This window comes from Mesorhizobium sp. WSM4841 (genome assembly GCF_055811515.1).
On the sequence record NZ_JBVVQC010000045.1, the window covers coordinates 8,780 to 25,709 of the forward strand.

General features: G+C 64.0%; 17 protein-coding genes. 10 read left to right on the forward strand and 7 right to left on the reverse strand.

What is annotated here, in order from left to right; all coding sequences use genetic code 11:
* Nucleotides 1-79: 79 nt before the first annotated feature.
* The gene (locus AC0L14_RS31925; RefSeq protein ID WP_473527284.1) at nucleotides 80-1,054 is read right to left on the reverse strand and encodes an adenosine deaminase; all 975 of its coding nucleotides are present in this window, start codon (nucleotides 1,052-1,054) and stop codon (nucleotides 80-82) included.
* Nucleotides 1,055-1,202: 148 nt separating this feature from the next.
* On the opposite strand from AC0L14_RS31925, the gene ubiE reads away from it, so the two are divergent.
* The 3 genes from ubiE to coaBC all read left to right on the forward strand — a co-directional run bounded on the left by ubiE (nucleotide 1,203) and on the right by coaBC (nucleotide 5,103).
* On the forward strand, nucleotides 1,203-1,979 hold the full coding sequence (gene ubiE, locus AC0L14_RS31930; RefSeq protein ID WP_473487986.1) for a bifunctional demethylmenaquinone methyltransferase/2-methoxy-6-polyprenyl-1,4-benzoquinol methylase UbiE: 777 nt from the start codon (nucleotides 1,203-1,205) through the stop codon (nucleotides 1,977-1,979).
* A 13-nt stretch (nucleotides 1,980-1,992) separates the two neighbouring features.
* Nucleotides 1,993-3,567, forward strand: a complete 1,575-nt coding sequence (gene ubiB, locus AC0L14_RS31935; protein WP_473487985.1) for a 2-polyprenylphenol 6-hydroxylase — start codon at nucleotides 1,993-1,995, stop codon at nucleotides 3,565-3,567.
* 66 nt (nucleotides 3,568-3,633) lie between these two features.
* A complete protein-coding gene (gene coaBC / locus AC0L14_RS31940) occupies nucleotides 3,634-5,103 on the forward strand; it encodes a bifunctional phosphopantothenoylcysteine decarboxylase/phosphopantothenate--cysteine ligase CoaBC (RefSeq protein WP_473487984.1) in 1,470 nt (489 codons plus the stop codon).
* Here coaBC and AC0L14_RS31945 read toward each other — a convergent pair.
* The 4 genes from AC0L14_RS31945 to rpsU all read right to left on the reverse strand — a co-directional run bounded on the left by AC0L14_RS31945 (nucleotide 5,100) and on the right by rpsU (nucleotide 8,739).
* Nucleotides 5,100-6,536, reverse strand: a complete 1,437-nt coding sequence (locus AC0L14_RS31945) for an MFS transporter (protein WP_473487983.1) — start codon at nucleotides 6,534-6,536, stop codon at nucleotides 5,100-5,102. The genes coaBC and AC0L14_RS31945 overlap by 4 nt on opposite strands.
* A 295-nt stretch (nucleotides 6,537-6,831) precedes the next feature.
* Complete coding sequence (locus tag AC0L14_RS31950; protein ID WP_123151260.1) at nucleotides 6,832-7,305, reverse strand: DUF992 domain-containing protein; 474 nt, start codon at nucleotides 7,303-7,305, stop codon at nucleotides 6,832-6,834.
* A gap of 165 nt (nucleotides 7,306-7,470) precedes the next feature.
* Nucleotides 7,471-8,316 carry a tetratricopeptide repeat protein gene (locus AC0L14_RS31955; protein WP_473527282.1) on the reverse strand — a complete coding sequence of 282 codons (846 nt, stop codon included), beginning with the start codon at nucleotides 8,314-8,316 and terminating at the stop codon, nucleotides 7,471-7,473.
* Nucleotides 8,317-8,466: 150 nt separating this feature from the next.
* Complete coding sequence (gene rpsU, locus AC0L14_RS31960) at nucleotides 8,467-8,739, reverse strand: 30S ribosomal protein S21 (RefSeq protein WP_023675331.1); 273 nt, start codon at nucleotides 8,737-8,739, stop codon at nucleotides 8,467-8,469.
* 408 nt (nucleotides 8,740-9,147) lie between these two features.
* Here rpsU and AC0L14_RS31965 point away from each other — a divergent pair, with 408 nt between their 5' ends.
* From AC0L14_RS31965 to AC0L14_RS31975, 3 genes are read left to right on the forward strand one after another with little or no spacing between them, the layout of a single operon-like run.
* On the forward strand, nucleotides 9,148-9,657 hold the full coding sequence (locus AC0L14_RS31965) for a ferritin-like domain-containing protein (RefSeq protein ID WP_473488051.1): 510 nt from the start codon (nucleotides 9,148-9,150) through the stop codon (nucleotides 9,655-9,657).
* Nucleotides 9,644-9,796, forward strand: a complete 153-nt coding sequence (locus AC0L14_RS31970) for a hypothetical protein (RefSeq protein ID WP_473527281.1) — start codon at nucleotides 9,644-9,646, stop codon at nucleotides 9,794-9,796. The genes AC0L14_RS31965 and AC0L14_RS31970 overlap by 14 nt, the downstream gene beginning before the upstream one ends.
* A gap of 45 nt (nucleotides 9,797-9,841) precedes the next feature.
* Entirely contained in the window at nucleotides 9,842-10,087 is a 246-nt protein-coding gene (locus tag AC0L14_RS31975) for a DUF6766 family protein (RefSeq protein WP_473527280.1), read from the forward strand.
* An 87-nt stretch (nucleotides 10,088-10,174) separates the two neighbouring features.
* Here the strand turns inward: AC0L14_RS31975 and AC0L14_RS31980 are convergent, their stop codons facing one another.
* Both AC0L14_RS31980 and AC0L14_RS31985 read right to left on the reverse strand, forming a co-directional pair.
* Entirely contained in the window at nucleotides 10,175-10,561 is a 387-nt protein-coding gene (locus tag AC0L14_RS31980; RefSeq protein WP_473487981.1) for an SET domain-containing protein, read from the reverse strand.
* A gap of 109 nt (nucleotides 10,562-10,670) precedes the next feature.
* Nucleotides 10,671-11,429, reverse strand: coding sequence for an SDR family oxidoreductase (locus tag AC0L14_RS31985; RefSeq protein ID WP_473751883.1), 759 nt, complete (start codon nucleotides 11,427-11,429; stop codon nucleotides 10,671-10,673).
* Nucleotides 11,430-11,692: 263 nt separating this feature from the next.
* On the opposite strand from AC0L14_RS31985, the gene AC0L14_RS31990 reads away from it, so the two are divergent.
* The 4 genes from AC0L14_RS31990 (at nucleotide 11,693) to AC0L14_RS32005 (ending at nucleotide 16,895) form a co-directional block, all read left to right on the forward strand.
* The gene (locus tag AC0L14_RS31990) at nucleotides 11,693-12,946 is read left to right on the forward strand and encodes a sarcosine oxidase subunit beta (protein ID WP_473487979.1); all 1,254 of its coding nucleotides are present in this window, start codon (nucleotides 11,693-11,695) and stop codon (nucleotides 12,944-12,946) included.
* 88 nt (nucleotides 12,947-13,034) lie between these two features.
* On the forward strand, nucleotides 13,035-13,331 hold the full coding sequence (locus AC0L14_RS31995; RefSeq protein WP_095492142.1) for a sarcosine oxidase subunit delta: 297 nt from the start codon (nucleotides 13,035-13,037) through the stop codon (nucleotides 13,329-13,331).
* Nucleotides 13,328-16,321, forward strand: a complete 2,994-nt coding sequence (locus tag AC0L14_RS32000) for a sarcosine oxidase subunit alpha (protein ID WP_473751885.1) — start codon at nucleotides 13,328-13,330, stop codon at nucleotides 16,319-16,321. Before AC0L14_RS31995 ends, AC0L14_RS32000 begins: the two co-directional genes overlap by 4 nt.
* Nucleotides 16,314-16,895: a sarcosine oxidase subunit gamma gene (locus tag AC0L14_RS32005; RefSeq protein WP_473487977.1), complete on the forward strand. Its 582-nt coding sequence runs from the start codon at nucleotides 16,314-16,316 to the stop codon at nucleotides 16,893-16,895. The genes AC0L14_RS32000 and AC0L14_RS32005 overlap by 8 nt, the downstream gene beginning before the upstream one ends.
* Nucleotides 16,896-16,930 lie beyond the last annotated feature (35 nt).

Genomic DNA, 16,930 nt, shown 5'->3' on the forward strand with positions numbered 1-16,930 from the left:
ATTCACCATTCACCATTCACCATTCACCATTCACCATTCACCATTCACCATTCACCATTCACCATTCACCATTCACCATTCACCTGCCCTTGACGTCGAGCCGGCCCAGCAGCATTGCCTTAGTCTTCTTGTCGACGAAGGCGGCCTCGATGGCGGTTCTGGTGACGGCGGCGAGCGCCTTGTCGTTCATCGAAAAATGCTCTGCGGCAATGTCGTATTCGCGCTTCAGCGACGTCCAGAAATAGGGCGGATCGTCAGAGTTTAGCGTCACCTTGCAGCCTGCCGCCTGCAGTGCCGGAAAAGGGTGATCGGCGAAACTATCGAAGACCTTCAGCGCGATGTTGGAGCTGGGACAGCATTCGAGCACGACGCCTTCCTCGGTGATGCGACGAACAAGGTCGGGGTTTTCGATGGCGCGCACGCCATGGCCGATGCGGGCGGGGCGGATGTGATCGAGTGCGGCCTTGACACTCTCCCAGCCCATCAGTTCGCCGGCATGGACGGTGATGCCGAGGCCGGCCTCCCGCGCGATTTCGAAAGCCCTGACATAATCCTCCAGATCGCCCATCCGCTCGTCGCCGGCGACGCCGAAGCCGGTGACCAGCGGATGCCCGCAGCGGGCGGCGAAGCGCGCCGCCTGCTCTATCGATTCGACGCCGGCGTTGCGCACGCCAGTGACGATCATGCGGCCCTCGATGCCGGTCTTGGCCTTGGCGCGCGCCATGCCTTCGCCAAGCGCATCCGTATAGGCCTTGGCCGACAGGCCGGCGTTGCCGGCGTGGTCCGGCGAGGTGAAGATCTCGGAATAGATGGCTCCGTCGCGGGCGAGGCTTGTCAGGTAATGATCGGCCAGCCGCGCATAGTCCTCTTCCGTGCGGAACAGGTCGGAGGAGAAGTCATAGGCGGCGAGGAAGGAGGTGAAATCGTGCCAGACGAAAGAGCCGTCCTGAATGTAGGGCGAGGTGTCCTTGCCGTATTTCTGCGCCTGGCGGACGACGAGTTCGGGCGCCGCTGCCCCTTCGATATGGCAGTGCAGTTCCGCTTTCAAAGGCATGCAGTCATCCCGTCAGGTCAGTCCAGGTCGCGCACCCATAAGCATGATTCCACGACCGGGAAGCGCGGCCGAACACCGCGCCTTAAACAATAGCGTCGGCACCATCGATCGGCTATGGTCCCGCCGGTTTTATGGCGGATCAAAAATAATGTCGGTAGAGAGAACCACGGCCGTTGGCGGCATGGAAACCTCCTATGGTTTCAAGCGTGTAGGGGCAGGCGAGAAGCAGTCCCTGGTCAATGACGTTTTCCACAAGGTCGCGAACCGCTACGATCTGATGAACGACCTGATGTCGGCCGGGCTGCACCGGCTGTGGAAGGACGCCATGGTCACATGGCTCAATCCACCGAAACGACCGGGCTGGAGCGTTCTCGACGTTGCCGGCGGCACCGGCGACATCGCCTTCCGCATCGTCGAGGCGAGCGGCAGGAACGCCCATGCCACGGTTCTCGACATCAACGGCTCGATGCTCGCGGTCGGCCGCGACCGGGCCGAAAAAAAGGGCCTGACTGATAACACCGATTTCGTCGAAGCCAATGCCGAGGAGCTGCCTTTCACTGAGGCCAGTTTCGACGCCTACACGATCGCTTTCGGCATTCGCAACGTGCCGCGCATCGATGTGGCGCTTGCCGAAGCCTATCGCGTGCTGAAGCCCGGCGGGCGCTTCCTCTGCCTCGAATTTTCCGAGGTCGACATGCCTCTGCTCGACAAGGTCTATGAGGCGTGGTCGTTCAATGCCATCCCCAGGATCGGCAAGGCGGTGACCGGCGACGGCGAGCCCTATTCCTACTTGGTCGAATCGATCCGCAAATTTCCCAATCAGCAGAATTTCGCGGCGATGATTTCCCGAGCCGGCTTCGAGCGCGCTTCTTTTCGCAATTATTCCGGCGGCATAGCTGCGCTTCATTCGGGCTGGAAGCTTTGAGGCTGGCGCAGTCATGAGCAGTGTCGGCGCTGGTTTCAGGCTCGTGCGGGCCGGCTGGGTGCTGGTCCGCGAAGGCGTCGTCGCGGCGCTGCCGGGCGACGAGCTCTTCGGTCTGCCGAAACTCGGCTGGCGGATAGCGCGGCTGTTCACCCGCCGCCGCGCGCTTGCCTATGAGCGTGGCGACCGGCTGGCCAAGGCCGTCGTCCGGCTCGGCCCATCCTATGTCAAGCTCGGCCAGTTCCTGGCGACCCGGCCCGATGTCGTCGGCAACGACATAGCGCTCGATCTCGCCATGCTGCAGGACAAGATGCAGACCTTTCCGCAGGCCGATGCCATTGCGGCGATAGAAGCTTCGCTCGGGCGCAAGGTCGGCGAACTCTACACCAGTTTCGGCGAGGCCGTTGCCGCGGCTTCGATCGCTCAGGTCCATTTCGCGGAAACCCTGGAGAACGGCGTCGGTTCGCGGGTGGCGGTGAAGGTCATCCGGCCGGGCGTGCGGCGCCGCTTCTTTCGCGATCTCGAAAGCTATTTCCTCGCCGCTCGTCTCCAGGAAAAATACATCCCGTCGTCGCGCCGGCTGCGGCCGGTCGAAGTGACCGAGACGCTGGCGCAGACCACCAAGATCGAAATGGACCTGAGGCTCGAGGCGGCAGCGCTTTCGGAGCTCGGCGAGAACACCAAGGACGATCCCGGCTTTCGCGTGCCGACCGTCGATTGGGAACGCACCGGCCGCGACGTGCTGACCATGGAATGGGTCGACGGCATCAAGCTGAACGACATTGCCAGCCTCGCTGCCGCCGGCCACGATCTGAAGGCGATCGCCGCCAATCTGGTCCAGTCGTTCCTGCGCCATACGCTGCGTGACGGTTTTTTCCACGCCGACATGCATCCGGGAAACCTCTTCGTCGAGCCTAATGGCACCATCGTCGCTGTCGATCTCGGCATTGCCGGCCGGCTCGGCAAGAAGGAGCGCCGTTTTCTCGCCGAAATCCTCTACGGCTTCATCACCCGTGACTATCTGCGCGTCGCCGAAGTGCATTTCGAGGCCGGCTACGTGCCGCGCCGGCATAATGTCGCGGCATTCGCCCAGGCGATCCGCGCCATAGGCGAGCCGATCCACGGTCAGCCGGCCGAAACCATCTCGATGGCCAAGCTCTTGGCGCTCCTGTTCGAGGTGACCGACCTCTTCGATATGGCGACGCGGTCCGAACTGGTGCTGCTGCAGAAGACCATGGTGGTGGTCGAGGGCGTTGCCCGCACCCTCGACCCGGCCTTCAACATGTGGAAGACGTCCGAACCGGTGGTCGGCGGCTGGATATCAGGCAATCTCGGCCCGCGTGCTCTGCTGGCCGACGCACGCGACGGCGCCAACGCGCTGCTGGCGCTGGCCCGCCAGGCGCCGGACCTCGCCGCCCGCACCGAGCGGCTGTCGCGCGAGATCGATCTGATGGCCGAACACGGGCTGCGCTTCGACGAAAGGACGGCGCATGCGATCGGCAAGGCCGAGGCGCGCTATAGCAGATCCGGCCGGCTGGCGCTGTGGGTGATCGCGCTAACGCTGGTCTACATCGCGTGGCGGATTTTCTAGCTGGCTTGCCCTGAATTGATTGCATTGCTATCATTGCATTCAACATATCAGCAAAAATGCAATCATATGGCCAGCATCACCATTCGCAACCTTGATGACGAGGTCAAGGACCTGCTGCGCCGGCTGGCGGCAGAGAATGACCGCTCGATGGAAGAACAAGCGCGGGTTATGATCCGGGCGGCGGTCGAAGGGCAGCTCGGTCCGGTCGGCCGCATCGACCAGATCGAGAAAACCCTGCGCGAATTGACAGGCTCGCACGGTCCGGCAACGCCAGTTGCCGCCGTGTCCAGCCAGATCCCGCGAGGCACCCTCTCCGGCAAGCGAATCCTGCTGATCATCGGCGGCGGCATCGCCGCCTACAAGGCGCTCGACCTGATCCGCCGGCTGCGTGAGCGCGATGCCGCCGTGCGCGTGGTGATGACCGCTGCGGCGCAGGAATTCGTCACCACGCTGTCGGTTGGAGCGCTGTCGGCCGACCACGTCTTCACCGATTTGTTCGACCGCAATGACGAGCACGATGTCGGCCACATCCGCCTGTCGCGCGAGGCCGACCTTGTCGTCGTGGCGCCGGCCACCGCCGACCTGATGGCGAAGCTTGCCAACGGCCATGCCAACGACCTCGCCTCGACCGTGCTTATCGCCACCGACAAGCCGGTTTTGATGGCGCCCGCCATGAACCCGAAAATGTGGTCGCATCCGGCGACCCGGCGCAACCGCGCGACGTTGCAGAAGGATGGCGTCGCATTCGTCGGCCCGGCAAAGGGTGAGATGGCCGAGAGCAATGAGGCGGGCGAAGGCCGTATGGCCGAGCCGCTGGAAATCGTTGCCGCGATCGGGGCGCTGCTCGATATCAGTCCGAAGCCGCTGGCAGGCAGGAAGATCATCGTCACCTCTGGGCCGACGCATGAGCCGATCGACCCGGTGCGCTACATCGCCAACCGTTCTTCCGGCAAGCAGGGCCATGCCATCGCGGCGGCGCTGGCAAGGCTGGGCGCCGATGTGCGCCTCGTCTCCGGTCCGGTTGGCATTGCCGATCCCGCTGGTGTCACCACGCAGCATGTCGAAACCGCGAACGAGATGAAGGACGCGGTCGAACAGCTTTTGCCGGCGGACGCGGCCGTATTCGTCGCTGCGGTTGCCGACTGGCGCAGCGAGACTTCGGCCGGCGAGAAGATCAAGAAGGTGGCGGGCGAGGGGCCGCCGGCGCTGCAGATGGTCGAAAACCCTGACATTCTTGCCGGTGTCGGTCATCACAGGAAGCGGCCCAGCCTGGTCGTCGGCTTCGCCGCCGAGACGCAGGATCTCGTCAGGAACGCCGAGGCCAAGCTCAGGAAAAAGGGCGCCGACTTCATCGTCGCCAACGATGTGTCGCATGACAGCGGCATGGGGTCTTCGGGCGTGATGGGCGGCGACCGCAACAAGGTGCGGCTCGTCTCGAAGGCCGGTGTCGACGAATGGCCTGAGATGAGCAAGGACGAGGTGGCGACGCGGCTCGCCGCCTTGATCGCCGAACGGCTGAAGACGATTACTGTCTAGCCCGTCGCTTCCTGTGGCCGGGCTGCCGGCCCCGAGATCCTCAGCGCTGCAAGGCATCCTAGAATCCCGAGTGGCACGAAGGCGAGGAACAGCCAGGTGGCGACATTTGCCGCCGCCGCACGGTTCAGGCCTTCGGAAAAACCGCTGGCGTTGGCGACGATGCCGGTCAACGCGGCACCGACCGCATAGCCGATGCGCTGCATCGTCGGCACGGCGGCGGAGGCGATCGTGTGTTCGCCGTCCCTAGCCGATGCCACGATCACGCGTGTAACGAAGGGCCAGGCAATGCCGAAGCCGCCGCCTTGCAGCAAAGCGCAAAACAGGATCAGCGGAATCGAACCTGCCGGCACGGCGTAGGCGAAACCGGCGATGCCGGCCGCGATCATCAGTGCGCCGCCGGTGATGATCAGCCTCTCGCGTTCCGGCGGCGCATTGGCGACGAGGATCGACAGGATCGACCAGGCGATCGATTCGGCGGCGATGATATAGCCGGTGGTCAGGATCGGAATGCCGTGCAGGCTGGTCAGAAGCAGCGGCCCGTAGACGGCGAAGGAACAGGTCGCCACCGAAAAGGCGGCGACCATGGTCATGCCTGCGCCGACCGGCGAGCGCCAGGAGAACAGCCGCGACGGAAACAGCCGCGAGCCCGGCTTCAGCGCGTCGATGCGGATGAACAGTGCAAGCCCGATCAGGCCGAGCGTAAGCAGCAGGGACGAGCGCAGCAGGGCAATGTCGACACCGGCCGTGGCGATCAGCACGACGCTGACGGCCAGGCAGCCGAGCGCGGCAAAGGGGAACGGCGGCGCCGTTCCAGTGATCGCCTGCGGCCTGGTTGCCTCAGGCGTGTCGAGCACGATGAAGCTCGCCAGCGCCATGGCCGTGCCGCCGATCGTGAAGATACCGAAAGCCCAACGCCAGGAGAGCAACTCGGTCATCAATGCACCGAGCACCGGCCCGCTGAAGGCGGCGACGCCCCAGATCGCCGACATGACACCGAAAAGCTGCGGCCAGATGGCGCGTGGAAACAGCCGTTCGACCGAGACGAAGGCCAGCGACACTAGCGCGCCGCCGCCAAGCCCCTCGATCAGGCGGCCGGTCAGGAACAGCGGCATGGAGGGCGCGATGGCGCAGACCAGGGCACCGGCGGCATAGAGCAGGGCGGCGACCACCATGTTGGTGCGCAGCGCGACATAGCTCACCAGCCGTCCGGCGGCGGCGCCGGCGACGATGGCGCCGAGCTCGTAGATCGCCAGCGACCAGCCGACCAGCTGAACGCCGGCGAGTTCGCCGACCATGGCCGGCATCACCGTTGCCACCATGGTTTCGTTGGTGGCGTGCAGCAGGATGCCGAGGCTGATGAAGCAAAAGCGCGCCAGATCGCCGCTCGCCCACAGCGCGCGCCAATCGACCCTGTTTGTGCTGGTTTCGGTCACCCCGCCCTCCGAACTTTCTTATACGCCGATTCAAAATGGTGGAGCGCTCTTCGTCTCCAACGGGCACGCGGCGCTTCGGGGACGGGTTGTAGAACCTCAACCGCAGTTGAGCTCAAGCGGTTTTTGCGGGTGCGCTGAGATGCTGATGAACGCGAGAAGTCAGGGTGATCGAAGGTTGATGCCGGCGGCGATCATGGCGTCAGCGATGATCATCGTTGGCATGGCGGTATTCCAAAAATCATGCGGCGCGGAACAGTCCAATCCTGTTCCGCGCCGCAGAGCCACGCTATGGCGCTTATTTGAAAGAGTGGATCAGCTCCAGTGAGGTGACGGCGACGGCCAGGTTGACGCCGGTCTGCGCCTGCACGTTGAGAGGCTGCAGCGAGAAGGCGCTGTTCAGTCCGCCGACCAGAAGGTTGGCGCCGCCACCGGTCACCAGGCTGGCCTCGGCGTTGACGCCATAATAGCTGCCGGCAAGATCGCCGGAATTACGATCGCGGGTGGCCGCCAGAACTGCCCATATCAATTCGCCCTGGTACGTCCTGCCGACGTCGACGCCGAGCTTGGAAATGACCCCGGTATAGGCTTCGGGGGGACCGCCATGATGAGGGCGAAAGGTGCAGGCCACGCCTTTGTTGGATGTGACGATGTAGCCGGTGCCGCCGTCGATGGTGCAGTCGAGCACGCCAAGCTCCAGCCTGCCCGCGCTGGCAGGGGCAGCAAGCACCGTGGCGGCGAGGGCGGCGGCACAGGCGAGTTTCTTGATCATGGGAGGGGTCCTTTTCGCGAATTGCCTTGAACAACGGCTGAACACCCCGAGCGTTCCGCCGAAAACTTGGCGCGATCAAGGCGAGCGTCAATGCACAGTCATTGAAGGTTTCGAAGGCATGCCAAACGGCAGGCCTGCCATATCAGGCCGAAACGCCGCCGTCGGTCAGCCGGTGCTGGTGCGCGCCAGGCCGTCCCTGGCCGGCTGGTAGGTGGGGTTGAGGCGCACTGCCTCGCGGTAGGATTTTGCCGCCTTGGCCTTGTCGCCGCGCCGCTCGTAGATCAGCGCCTGGTTGGACCAGGCCTCGGCATTCTTGCCGTCGAGCTTGATCGCCATGTTGATGTCGGCGAAGGCATTGTCCTCATCGTTCATGGCGAGGTAGGAGAGGCCGCGGCCATTGTAGGGTTCGGCGGCGTCCGGCGCCAGCGAGATGGCGGTCGAGAAATCCTCGATGGCGAAAGCGTGCTGGCCCTGGCTCTGATAGATCAGGCCGCGATTGTGATAGGCGCGCGCATCTGTGGTGTCGAGCTGGATCGCTTTCTGGAAATCGTTGAACGCTTCCTGGATGCGGCCGGCTTTTCGGTAGAGATTGCCGCGGCCAATATAGGCGGCGTCATAGTCGGGATTGATCTGGATCGAGCGGTTGTAGTCGGCAAGCGCGGCCGCCTGGTCGCCGAGGAAGCGCTGGATGAGAGCGCGGTTCGAATAGGCCTGGTAGAAATTCGGATTGAGCTGGATGGCGGTATTGAAGTCCTTGAGCGCCGCCTGATACTGGCCGCCGCGGCCATAGGCCGAGCCGCGCACATTGTAGCCTTCCGGATCCTGGGGGCTGCGCTGGATAACGGCCGACAGCGAGGAGATGTTTTCGGCCGACCCTTGTGCCTTGTCGATGTTGGTGAATTCGCCGGTCGGGGCTGTCTGGCAGCCGGCGAGCGCTAAGCCGGAAAGCAGGGCTGCCGTCAGGGCGAAGCCGCGTATTGCGGTTCTGCGCTCCACGCTTGTTGCATTCATGTCTGCTCTGTCCTCACTGCCCGCCGCGCCGTCAGGTCTGTTCCCTCTCCGAACCGGCCCTCTCCGAACTGGTCGAATTCAACAAAAAGGTGGCGGCGATTACGCATCGCGCCACCCTGGGTATCCTTCGAAAAGGACGAAAAATTGGCGTCAGAACCGCGGCGGACGCGGAGCACCGGCACCAGCAGCACCAGCCGCCACCGGGCGCGGCGTCATCGGCAGCAGGCCTTCGCGCTGGGCGCGCTTGCGGGCCAGCTTACGGGCGCGGCGAACGGCTTCCGCCTTTTCGCGGGCGCGCTTCTCGGAAGGCTTCTCATAATGTCCGCGCATCTTCATTTCGCGGAAGATGCCTTCGCGCTGCATCTTTTTCTTGAGCGCGCGAAGCGCCTGATCAACATTGTTGTCGCGGACGAGTACCTGCACGGGCAATCCTGTCTTTCGGGTTTGTTAACAACAGGCAAGTGGCCATAGTCGCTTGCCTCCGCGGCGGTCTACACCACGAATTGTGGCGGCTGATAGCAGAATCATGCCGCTCTGTCCACTGCCGAAACGAAAAACCCGCCTCGGCGGCGGGTCGTCGGCGCAAATCAGCATGATGCGGAAATCAATAGCATAACTGCCGTCACAAAGCAAGGAATTACGACCTCTGGTAGTAGATTTGCCTTCTCGGGGCGGGCTCTCCGCACCGATGAGCGATCGTTGGCGTTTTCTTCGCCACCGATAAATTCTGGCTGCCCCAATCCGGCAGAACGCTCCGCCCGGCTCTATCAACGAAGGAACCAACCTCGTTCCCCAATGGTTGTTGCGGCGAAACAAGCACAGGGGAAGCCCATGTCAGGCACGCGTGAATGGCTTGTCCAATGGCTCAAGGACGCGCATGCGATGGAGGAGCAGGCCGAAACCATGCTGAACGGACTGCTGAGCCGGCTGGAGAGTTATCCCGAGCTCAGTAAGCGCATTAGCCTGCACCTCGATGAGACGAAGGGACACGCCGCGCGCCTCGGAACCTGCCTCGAAAGATTGGGCGAAGATACATCCGCGCTGAAGGACGCCGGCGGCAAGCTGCTGGCGATGGCGCAGTCCCTAAGCGGCGTCTTCGCCGGCGACGAGGTGATGAAAGGCTCACTCGCGAGCTACACCTTCGAGCATATGGAGATCGCCTCCTACACGATCCTAATCGCAACCGCCGAATCCCTCGGCGAAACAGAGATCGCCCGGGCCTGCGAACAAAATCTGCGTGAGGAGCAGGCGATGGCCGAGTGGCTGAAAAACAAGCTGCCCGCGACTACGCAGCAGTTCCTGGCTCGCTCGGCGTCGGACAGCGACAATGCCAAGCGGTAACGACAGCAGGCCGGCGGGCAATGTGAAACGATCTTCGGTGTGGCGCGCCTACAGCTACGCCTGGATCACCCTCGGCTTCTTCATCATTTCGCTTTTCGGCCACTGGGTTTTCGGCTGGTTCGCCTATCTCGACGAGTAGCGAGCGCTTGGCCAACCGCCCGAGTTCGGCGGCTATCTGATCGAGATGAGCCGCGACACGCTCGAGAACTGGCAGTCGGAATTCCTGCAGCTGCTCTGGCAGGTCGGTGGCCTGGCGTTCCTGCTCTTCGTCGGATCGCCGCAATCGAAGGAGAGTACCGACCGTATGGAGGCCAAGATCGACGCGCTTCTCAGGCTTGTCGATCCAGAGAAGGGCAAGGAGGCGATTCGGGAGCTGGACCTGCAGTACGACGGCCGCCACACCGACGAGCCGCATTCTCACCGGAACTAGGGCTGGAAACGTGGCCTGGAGCCGATCGTCGACCCGGGCCGTTTTATGGTCAGCATTCGCAACAGAGCAAGCGGACAGGCGCTTCCTCTATGCCGTGGCCAAATGAAGCCGCTCGAAATCCTCGAAGAACTCGCCATAGTCGCAGGTTATCTCCTCGCCCGCCGCTATGTCGCGGATCGCGGTTGCCCCGCCATGCCGAGAAAAATCCGTGTTCGGCCTTTCGGAATGGTTCATGAAGCGGCCGTTGTCGACTTCATAGACCATGAATCCGGGCCGGTCCGGGCTTGGATAGGCATATCTGTCGAGTAATTCCCTGAGGTGCGGCGGCGCCGTCTTATATTTTTCCGTCGGGATCAGCCGGTCGAAATCCGGATCGAGCCGCCAGATCGACGCTCCCTTCCTGATCGGCTCGGCGGCGAACACGCCGACGCCCTCGATTGCGCTCGCGGCGATGTAGGTCCTGATCAGCAGCATGTTTTAGGCCCGTCTTCGAACAGAAGTGTCCGAAGAAATCGCCAAATCGCGCTGGAAAGCAAGACCGCTTTTGCGACATTGCGACTCGCTCGTCCACGCGGGAAACACCTCACGTCCGGCTGATCGAGACACCACCATCGGCAAACAGCGCCGCGCCGGTGGTGAAGCTCGATGCATCCGACGCCAGATAGAGCGCCGAGCGGGCGATCTCTTCAGGCTCGGCAACGCGCTTCAAGGCATGCAGGTTTTCGACGAAGGCTCGCGATTCAGGTGTCTTGAACGTTGCCGAAGGCGTGTCGGTGCCGCCCGGCAGCAGCGCGTTGATCCGCACGCCTTTCGCGCCATATTCGGCGGCAAGCACCTGCGTCAATCCGATCAGCCCGGCCTTGCTTGCGGCATAGCTGGTCATGCCGGGCATACCGACGGTATGGCCGACGAAGGTAGAGGTGAAGATCAGCGATCCGCCGCCGCGATCGACCATCGCCGGCACCTGGTATTTCGCGCCGAGAAAGGCGCTGGTCAGGTTGGTGTCGAGCGTCTCTCGCCATCCCTCCAGCGACAACTCCGAAATCGGACCCATCTTGCCGACCGAGCCGGCGTTGTTGAAGGCGATATCCAGCCCGCCGAACCGGCCGACCGCCAGGTCGACAAGGGCTTTGGCATAGGCCTCGTCGCGGACGTCGCCGGCAAGAGCAATGGCGGTGCCGTCGGCCTCCTCGATTTCCGCGACGAGCGCGTCCAGCTCTGCCTGGCGACGGGCAGCGACGACCAGCTTGGCGCCAGCCTCGGCAAACACCTTGGCCGTGGCGCGGCCGATGCCAGAGCTGGCGCCGGTGACGATGGCGACCTTGTTGGCGAGTGCGAGCATTTTTGCATCCTTTTCTTTCGCGCCAGCTTTGCCGGCAATCGGGATGTTGATCGCAGGTCGAGGCGGTGCGAGCCACCCGATACCTGCGAAGGCGTCCGGAGGCGTCGTTCGGTTCGTTGCTTCGACAGGTCTTTTTGGCCGTGGCGCAAAACGGCAAGCGCCGTCGCAAACAGCGCAAGGCTGGCAGCGCGGTTTCGCTAGTGGTACACCTCGCGCGCCGGGGCTTGAGTGAATGCCCGGCCGCTATCTGCGAGGCTGGAACGTTGAAGAAATATTCGGTATTCGCCATCGCCCGCGAGGCCATGCGCGGCCACAAGGGCTGGGAGGAACAGTGGTCCTCGCCGGAGCCGAAGAAGGAGTACGACGTCATCATCGTCGGCGCCGGCGGCCATGGCCTGGCCACCGCCTACTACCTGGCAACGGTGCACGGCGTCACCAATGTCGCGGTGCTGGAAAAGGGTTGGCTCGGCGGTGGCAACACCGGCCGCAACACCACAATCATCCGCTCCAACTATCTCTATGACGAGAGCGCTGGAATTTACGACCATGCGCTGAAGCTGTGGGACGGGCTCAGCCAGGAGCTCAACTACAACGTCATGTATTCGCCGCGCGGCGTCATGATGCTGGCGCACAATGTGCACGACATCCAGGTTTTGAAACGCCACGTCCATGCCAACCGGCTGAACGGCATCGACAATGAATGGCTGACGCCGGAAGCCGCCAAGGAGTTCTGCCCGCCGCTCAACATTTCGCGCGATGCCCGCTATCCGGTGATGGGCGCGACCCTGCAGCGTCGCGGCGGCACCGCGCGGCACGATGCGGTAGCCTGGGGCTATGCGCGCGGCGCCTCGGCGCGCGGCGTCCACATCATCCAGAATTGCGAAGTCACCGGCGTCAAGCGGGCGCCGAATGGCGCGGTCACCGGCGTCGAGACGACGCGCGGCTTCATCGGCGCCAAGAAGGTCGGCGTCGTTGCCGCCGGGCATTCGTCCGTCATCATGAACATGGCCGGCGTGCGCATGCCGCTGGAAAGCTATCCGCTGCAGGCGCTGGTGTCGGAGCCGGTCAAGCCGGTCTTCCCCTGCGTGGTGATGTCGAACACGGTGCACGCCTATATCTCGCAGTCCGACAAGGGCGAACTGGTCATCGGCGCCGGCACCGACCAGTATATCTCCTATTCGCAAACCGGCGGCCTGCATATCCTGCAGCACACGCTCGACGCCATCTGCGAGATGTTCCCGATGTTCACCCGCATGAAAATGCTGCGGTCGTGGGGCGGCATCGTCGACGTGACGCCCGACCGCTCGCCGATCCTGGCCAAGACGCCGGTGCCCGGCCTCTATGTCAATTGCGGCTGGGGCACGGGCGGCTTCAAGGCGACGCCCGGCTCGGGCCATGTCTTTGCCCACACCATCGCCAGGGACGATCCCCACCCGATCAACGCGCCCTTCACCATCGAGCGCTTCCGCACCGGCCGGCTGATCGACGAGGCGGCAGCGGCAGCGGTGGCACACTGATGATGGCTCCCTTCGGGATGTTGGGTCAGGGGCTTTGCGATCAACCGGCCGGCGCCCGCGTCGGCCATGGCGAATTGTAGGAACAACCATGCTTCTCATCCGCTGCCCCTATTGCGAGGAAGAGCGTCCGGAACTCGAATTCCGCAACGCCGGCGAGGCGCATATTGCACGTTCGGCAGATATGGCCGCGACAAGCGATGACGACTTCGAAAAGTTCTTCTTCATCCGCTCGAATCCCAAAGGCATCATTTATGAGCGCTGGCGGCACATGCATGGCTGCGCGCGGTTCTTCAATGCCGTGCGCGACACCGTCAGCGACAGGTTCCTGATGACCTACAAGGCCGGCGAACCCAAGCCGGCGAAGCTGCCGGGAGCCGCCAAATGATCGCAGCGTTCCGCATTCCCGGCGCCGGGCGCCTCAAGCAGGCAGAGACGACCCGCTTCAGCTTCGACGGCCAGTCCTATGCCGGTGTCGAGGGCGATACGCTGGCCTCGGCGCTGCTTGCCAACGGCGTGCATCTGGTCGGCCGTTCGTTCAAATACCACCGCCCGCGCGGCTTCCTGTCCGCTGGGGCGGAAGAGCCCAATGCGCTGGTCGAGATCAAGCGCGACTCCGCCAGGAAGGCACCAAATGTCCGCGCCACGGTGCAGGAGCTCTATGACGGGCTGACTGCACAGTCGCAGAACCGCTGGCCGTCGCTTTCCTTCGACGTCAGTGCGGTCGGCGACATCGCCTCGCCGCTGCTTTCGGCCGGCTTCTACTACAAGACCTTCATGTGGCCGAAGTCCGCCTGGAAAAACCTCTACGAGCCCAAGATCCGTGCCGCCGCCGGCCTCGGCGTCGCCCCCGACCAGCCGGATCCCGACCATTATTCGGCGCGCTACGCCCATTGCGACGTGCTGATGCTGGGCGGTGGTGCTGCCGGCATCGCCGCCGCACTTGCCGCGGCCGAAACCGGCGTGCGCGTGATCCTTGCCGACGAGCAGGCGGATTTCGGCGGCAGCCTTCGTTTCGAGAGCGGCGCCAAGGTCGACGGCCAGGACGGTTTTGGCTGGGCGCAGGCGGCAGTCGCGCAGCTCAAGGCCATGAACAATGTCCGCGTGCTGTCCCGCACCACGGCCTTCGGCTATTATGCGCAGAATTTCGTCGGGCTGGTCGAGCGCGTCAGCGATCATCTGCAGAACCCCGGCCGCGACCTGCCGCGCGAGCGGCTGTGGCAGGTTCGCGCCAAACGCGTGGTGCTGGCGACCGGCGCCATCGAGCGGCACATGGTGTTTGCCGACAACGACCGGCCCGGCATCATGCTGGCGTCAGCGGCGCGCACCTATCTCAACCATTACGGCGTCGCGGTCGGCAGGAATGTCGGCGTCTATACGGCCAATGATTCCGCCTATGCGGCGGCGATCGACCTCAAGAAAGCCGGCGTCGGCGTGGCGGCGATAGTCGACCTGCGCGACAACCCGACCGGGTCGGTGATCGACGAGGCGAGGGCGCTCGGCATCGAGGTCAATTTCGGCCGCGCGGTGATCCGCGCGGGCGGCAAATTGCGAGTCTCGTCGATGACCGTGCAGCCGAAGAATGGCGGCGGCGAGCGCACCATCCCGGTCGACGCCATCCTGATGTCGGCCGGCTGGACACCGTCGGTGCATCTGTTCTCGCAGTCGCGCGGCAAGGTTGCCTTCAACGACGAGACCAAGCGCTTCGTGCCCGGCACCTACGCGCAGGACTGTGTCTCCGTCGGCGCCTGCAACGGCACGGACGGGCTGTCGGCGACGATCGAAGAGGCCTATGCGGCGGGCGCCAAGGCGGCAAAAGATGCCAGCGCCAACACCGTCAAGGGAACCAAGCCGAAGGTCGACGCCAGCGAGAGCTGGTCGCGCGGCATGCTGGGTGCGGCGCCCGGCGCCGGGCCGGATACGACAGTCAAGGCCTTCGTCGATTTCCAGAACGACGTCACCGCCAAGGACATCCGCCAGGCGGTGCATGAAGGCATGCGCTCGATTGAGCACGTCAAGCGCTTCACCACCAACGGCATGGCGACCGACCAGGGCAAGACCTCGAACATGCACGGCCTGGCTATCGCCGCCGAGACGCTGGACAAGCCGATCCCGCAGGTCGGTCTGACGACGTTCCGGGCGCCCTACACGCCGGTGACCTTCGGCGCGATCATCGGGCACGCGCGGGGTCCGCTCTTCGACCCGACCCGCAAGACGGCGATCCATCCCTGGGCCGAGGCTCAAGGTGCGATGTTCGAGGATGTCGGCCAATGGAAGCGCGCCTGGTATTTTCCGAAGGCGGGCGAGGACATGCACACCGCCGTCGATCGTGAGTGTGTCACGGTGCGCAAGACAGCCGGCCTGTTCGACGCCTCGACGCTGGGCAAGATCGAGGTGGTCGGGCCGGATGCGGCCAAATTCATGGAACTGCTCTACACCAATCCGTGGGAGAAGCTGGAGCCCGGCCGCTGCCGCTATGGCATCATGCTGCGCGAGGACGGTTTCATCTATGACGACGGCGTGGTGGGAAGACTTGCAGTCGACCGTTTCCATGTGACGACGACGACGGGCGGTGCGCCGCGTGTCATGAACCATATGGAGGATTACCTCCAGACCGAGTTCCCGCATCTCAATGTCTGGCTGACCTCGATCACCGAGCAATGGGCGGTGATCGCGGTGCAGGGACCGAAGTCCCGGGAGATCATCGCGCCGCTGATCGAGGGCATCGACATGTCGGACGGGGCGCTGCCGCATATGTCGGTGCGCGAGGGCAGGATTTGCGGCGTGCCGACAAGGCTGTTCCGCATGTCGTTCACCGGCGAGCGCGGCTTCGAGGTCAACGTGCCGGCCGACTACGGCCAGGCCGTCTGGGAAGCGTTGTGGGCCGAGGGCCAGAAGCATGGCGCCGGCGCCTACGGCACCGAGGCGATGCACGTGCTGCGTGCGGAAAAGGGCTACATCATCGTCGGCCAGGACACCGACGGCACGGTGACGCCAAACGACGCCGGGCTCGACTGGGCCGTCGGCAAGAAGAAGGCCGATTTCGTCGGCGTTCGCGGCATGGCGCGGCCGGATCTTGTCGCCAAGGGCCGCAAGCAGCTGGTCGGCCTGAAGACCAAAGACCCTAAGGTGGTGCTGGAAGAAGGCGCGCAGATCGTCGGCGATCCGAAGCAGGCGATCCCGATGACCATGATCGGCCATGTCACCTCGAGCTACTGGTCGGAAAATTGCGGTCGCTCGATCGCGCTGGCCCTGGTTGCCGGCGGCCGCGACCGGATGGGTGAGACGCTTTACGTGCCGATGCCCAACGGGACGATCGAGGTGGAGGTCACGGGCATGGTGTTCTTCGACGAGAAGGGGGAGCGCCTCAATGGCTAAGGTTGCCGCGAAGAAATCTGCAGCCGCTGCGCCGTCGGTCGAACGCCGGCCGGTCCTCGCGGGCCAGGAGCTTTCCGTAACCGGCGTTACGCTTGCAGTGTTGCAGCCGGCGGAGCGTATTTCGCTGCGCGCGCCGGACGCCTCGGTCGCGGCGCTTTCGAAGGCGCTCGGCGTGACCCTGCCGCGAAAGCCCAAAACTTCGGCGGCGAAGGCCGGGCGCACGGCGTTGTGGCTTGGGCCAGACGAATGGCTGGTCATCGATGAGGTGGGAAGAGACCCGCTCGCCGACTGCGCCGAGGTGACAGTGCTGCATTCTGCGGTCGGCATCTCGCATCGCAACGTCGCCATATCGGTCACCGGCCCGGCAGCGGCGGCGACGATCAATTCAGGCTGCCCGCAGGATCTGTCGCTCGACGCCTTTCCGGTCGGCGCGGCGTCGCGCACCATTCTGGGCAAGGTCGAAATCGTGCTGCTGCGCACCGCGACCGACGCGTTCCGCGTTGAATGCTGGCGTTCCTTTTCCGATTATGTCTTTACTTTCCTGTCGGAGGCGGCAGGCGACGCAGCGGCTTAGGAATACTCGCTGCGGTCGGCTGTTGCCGGAGCAAG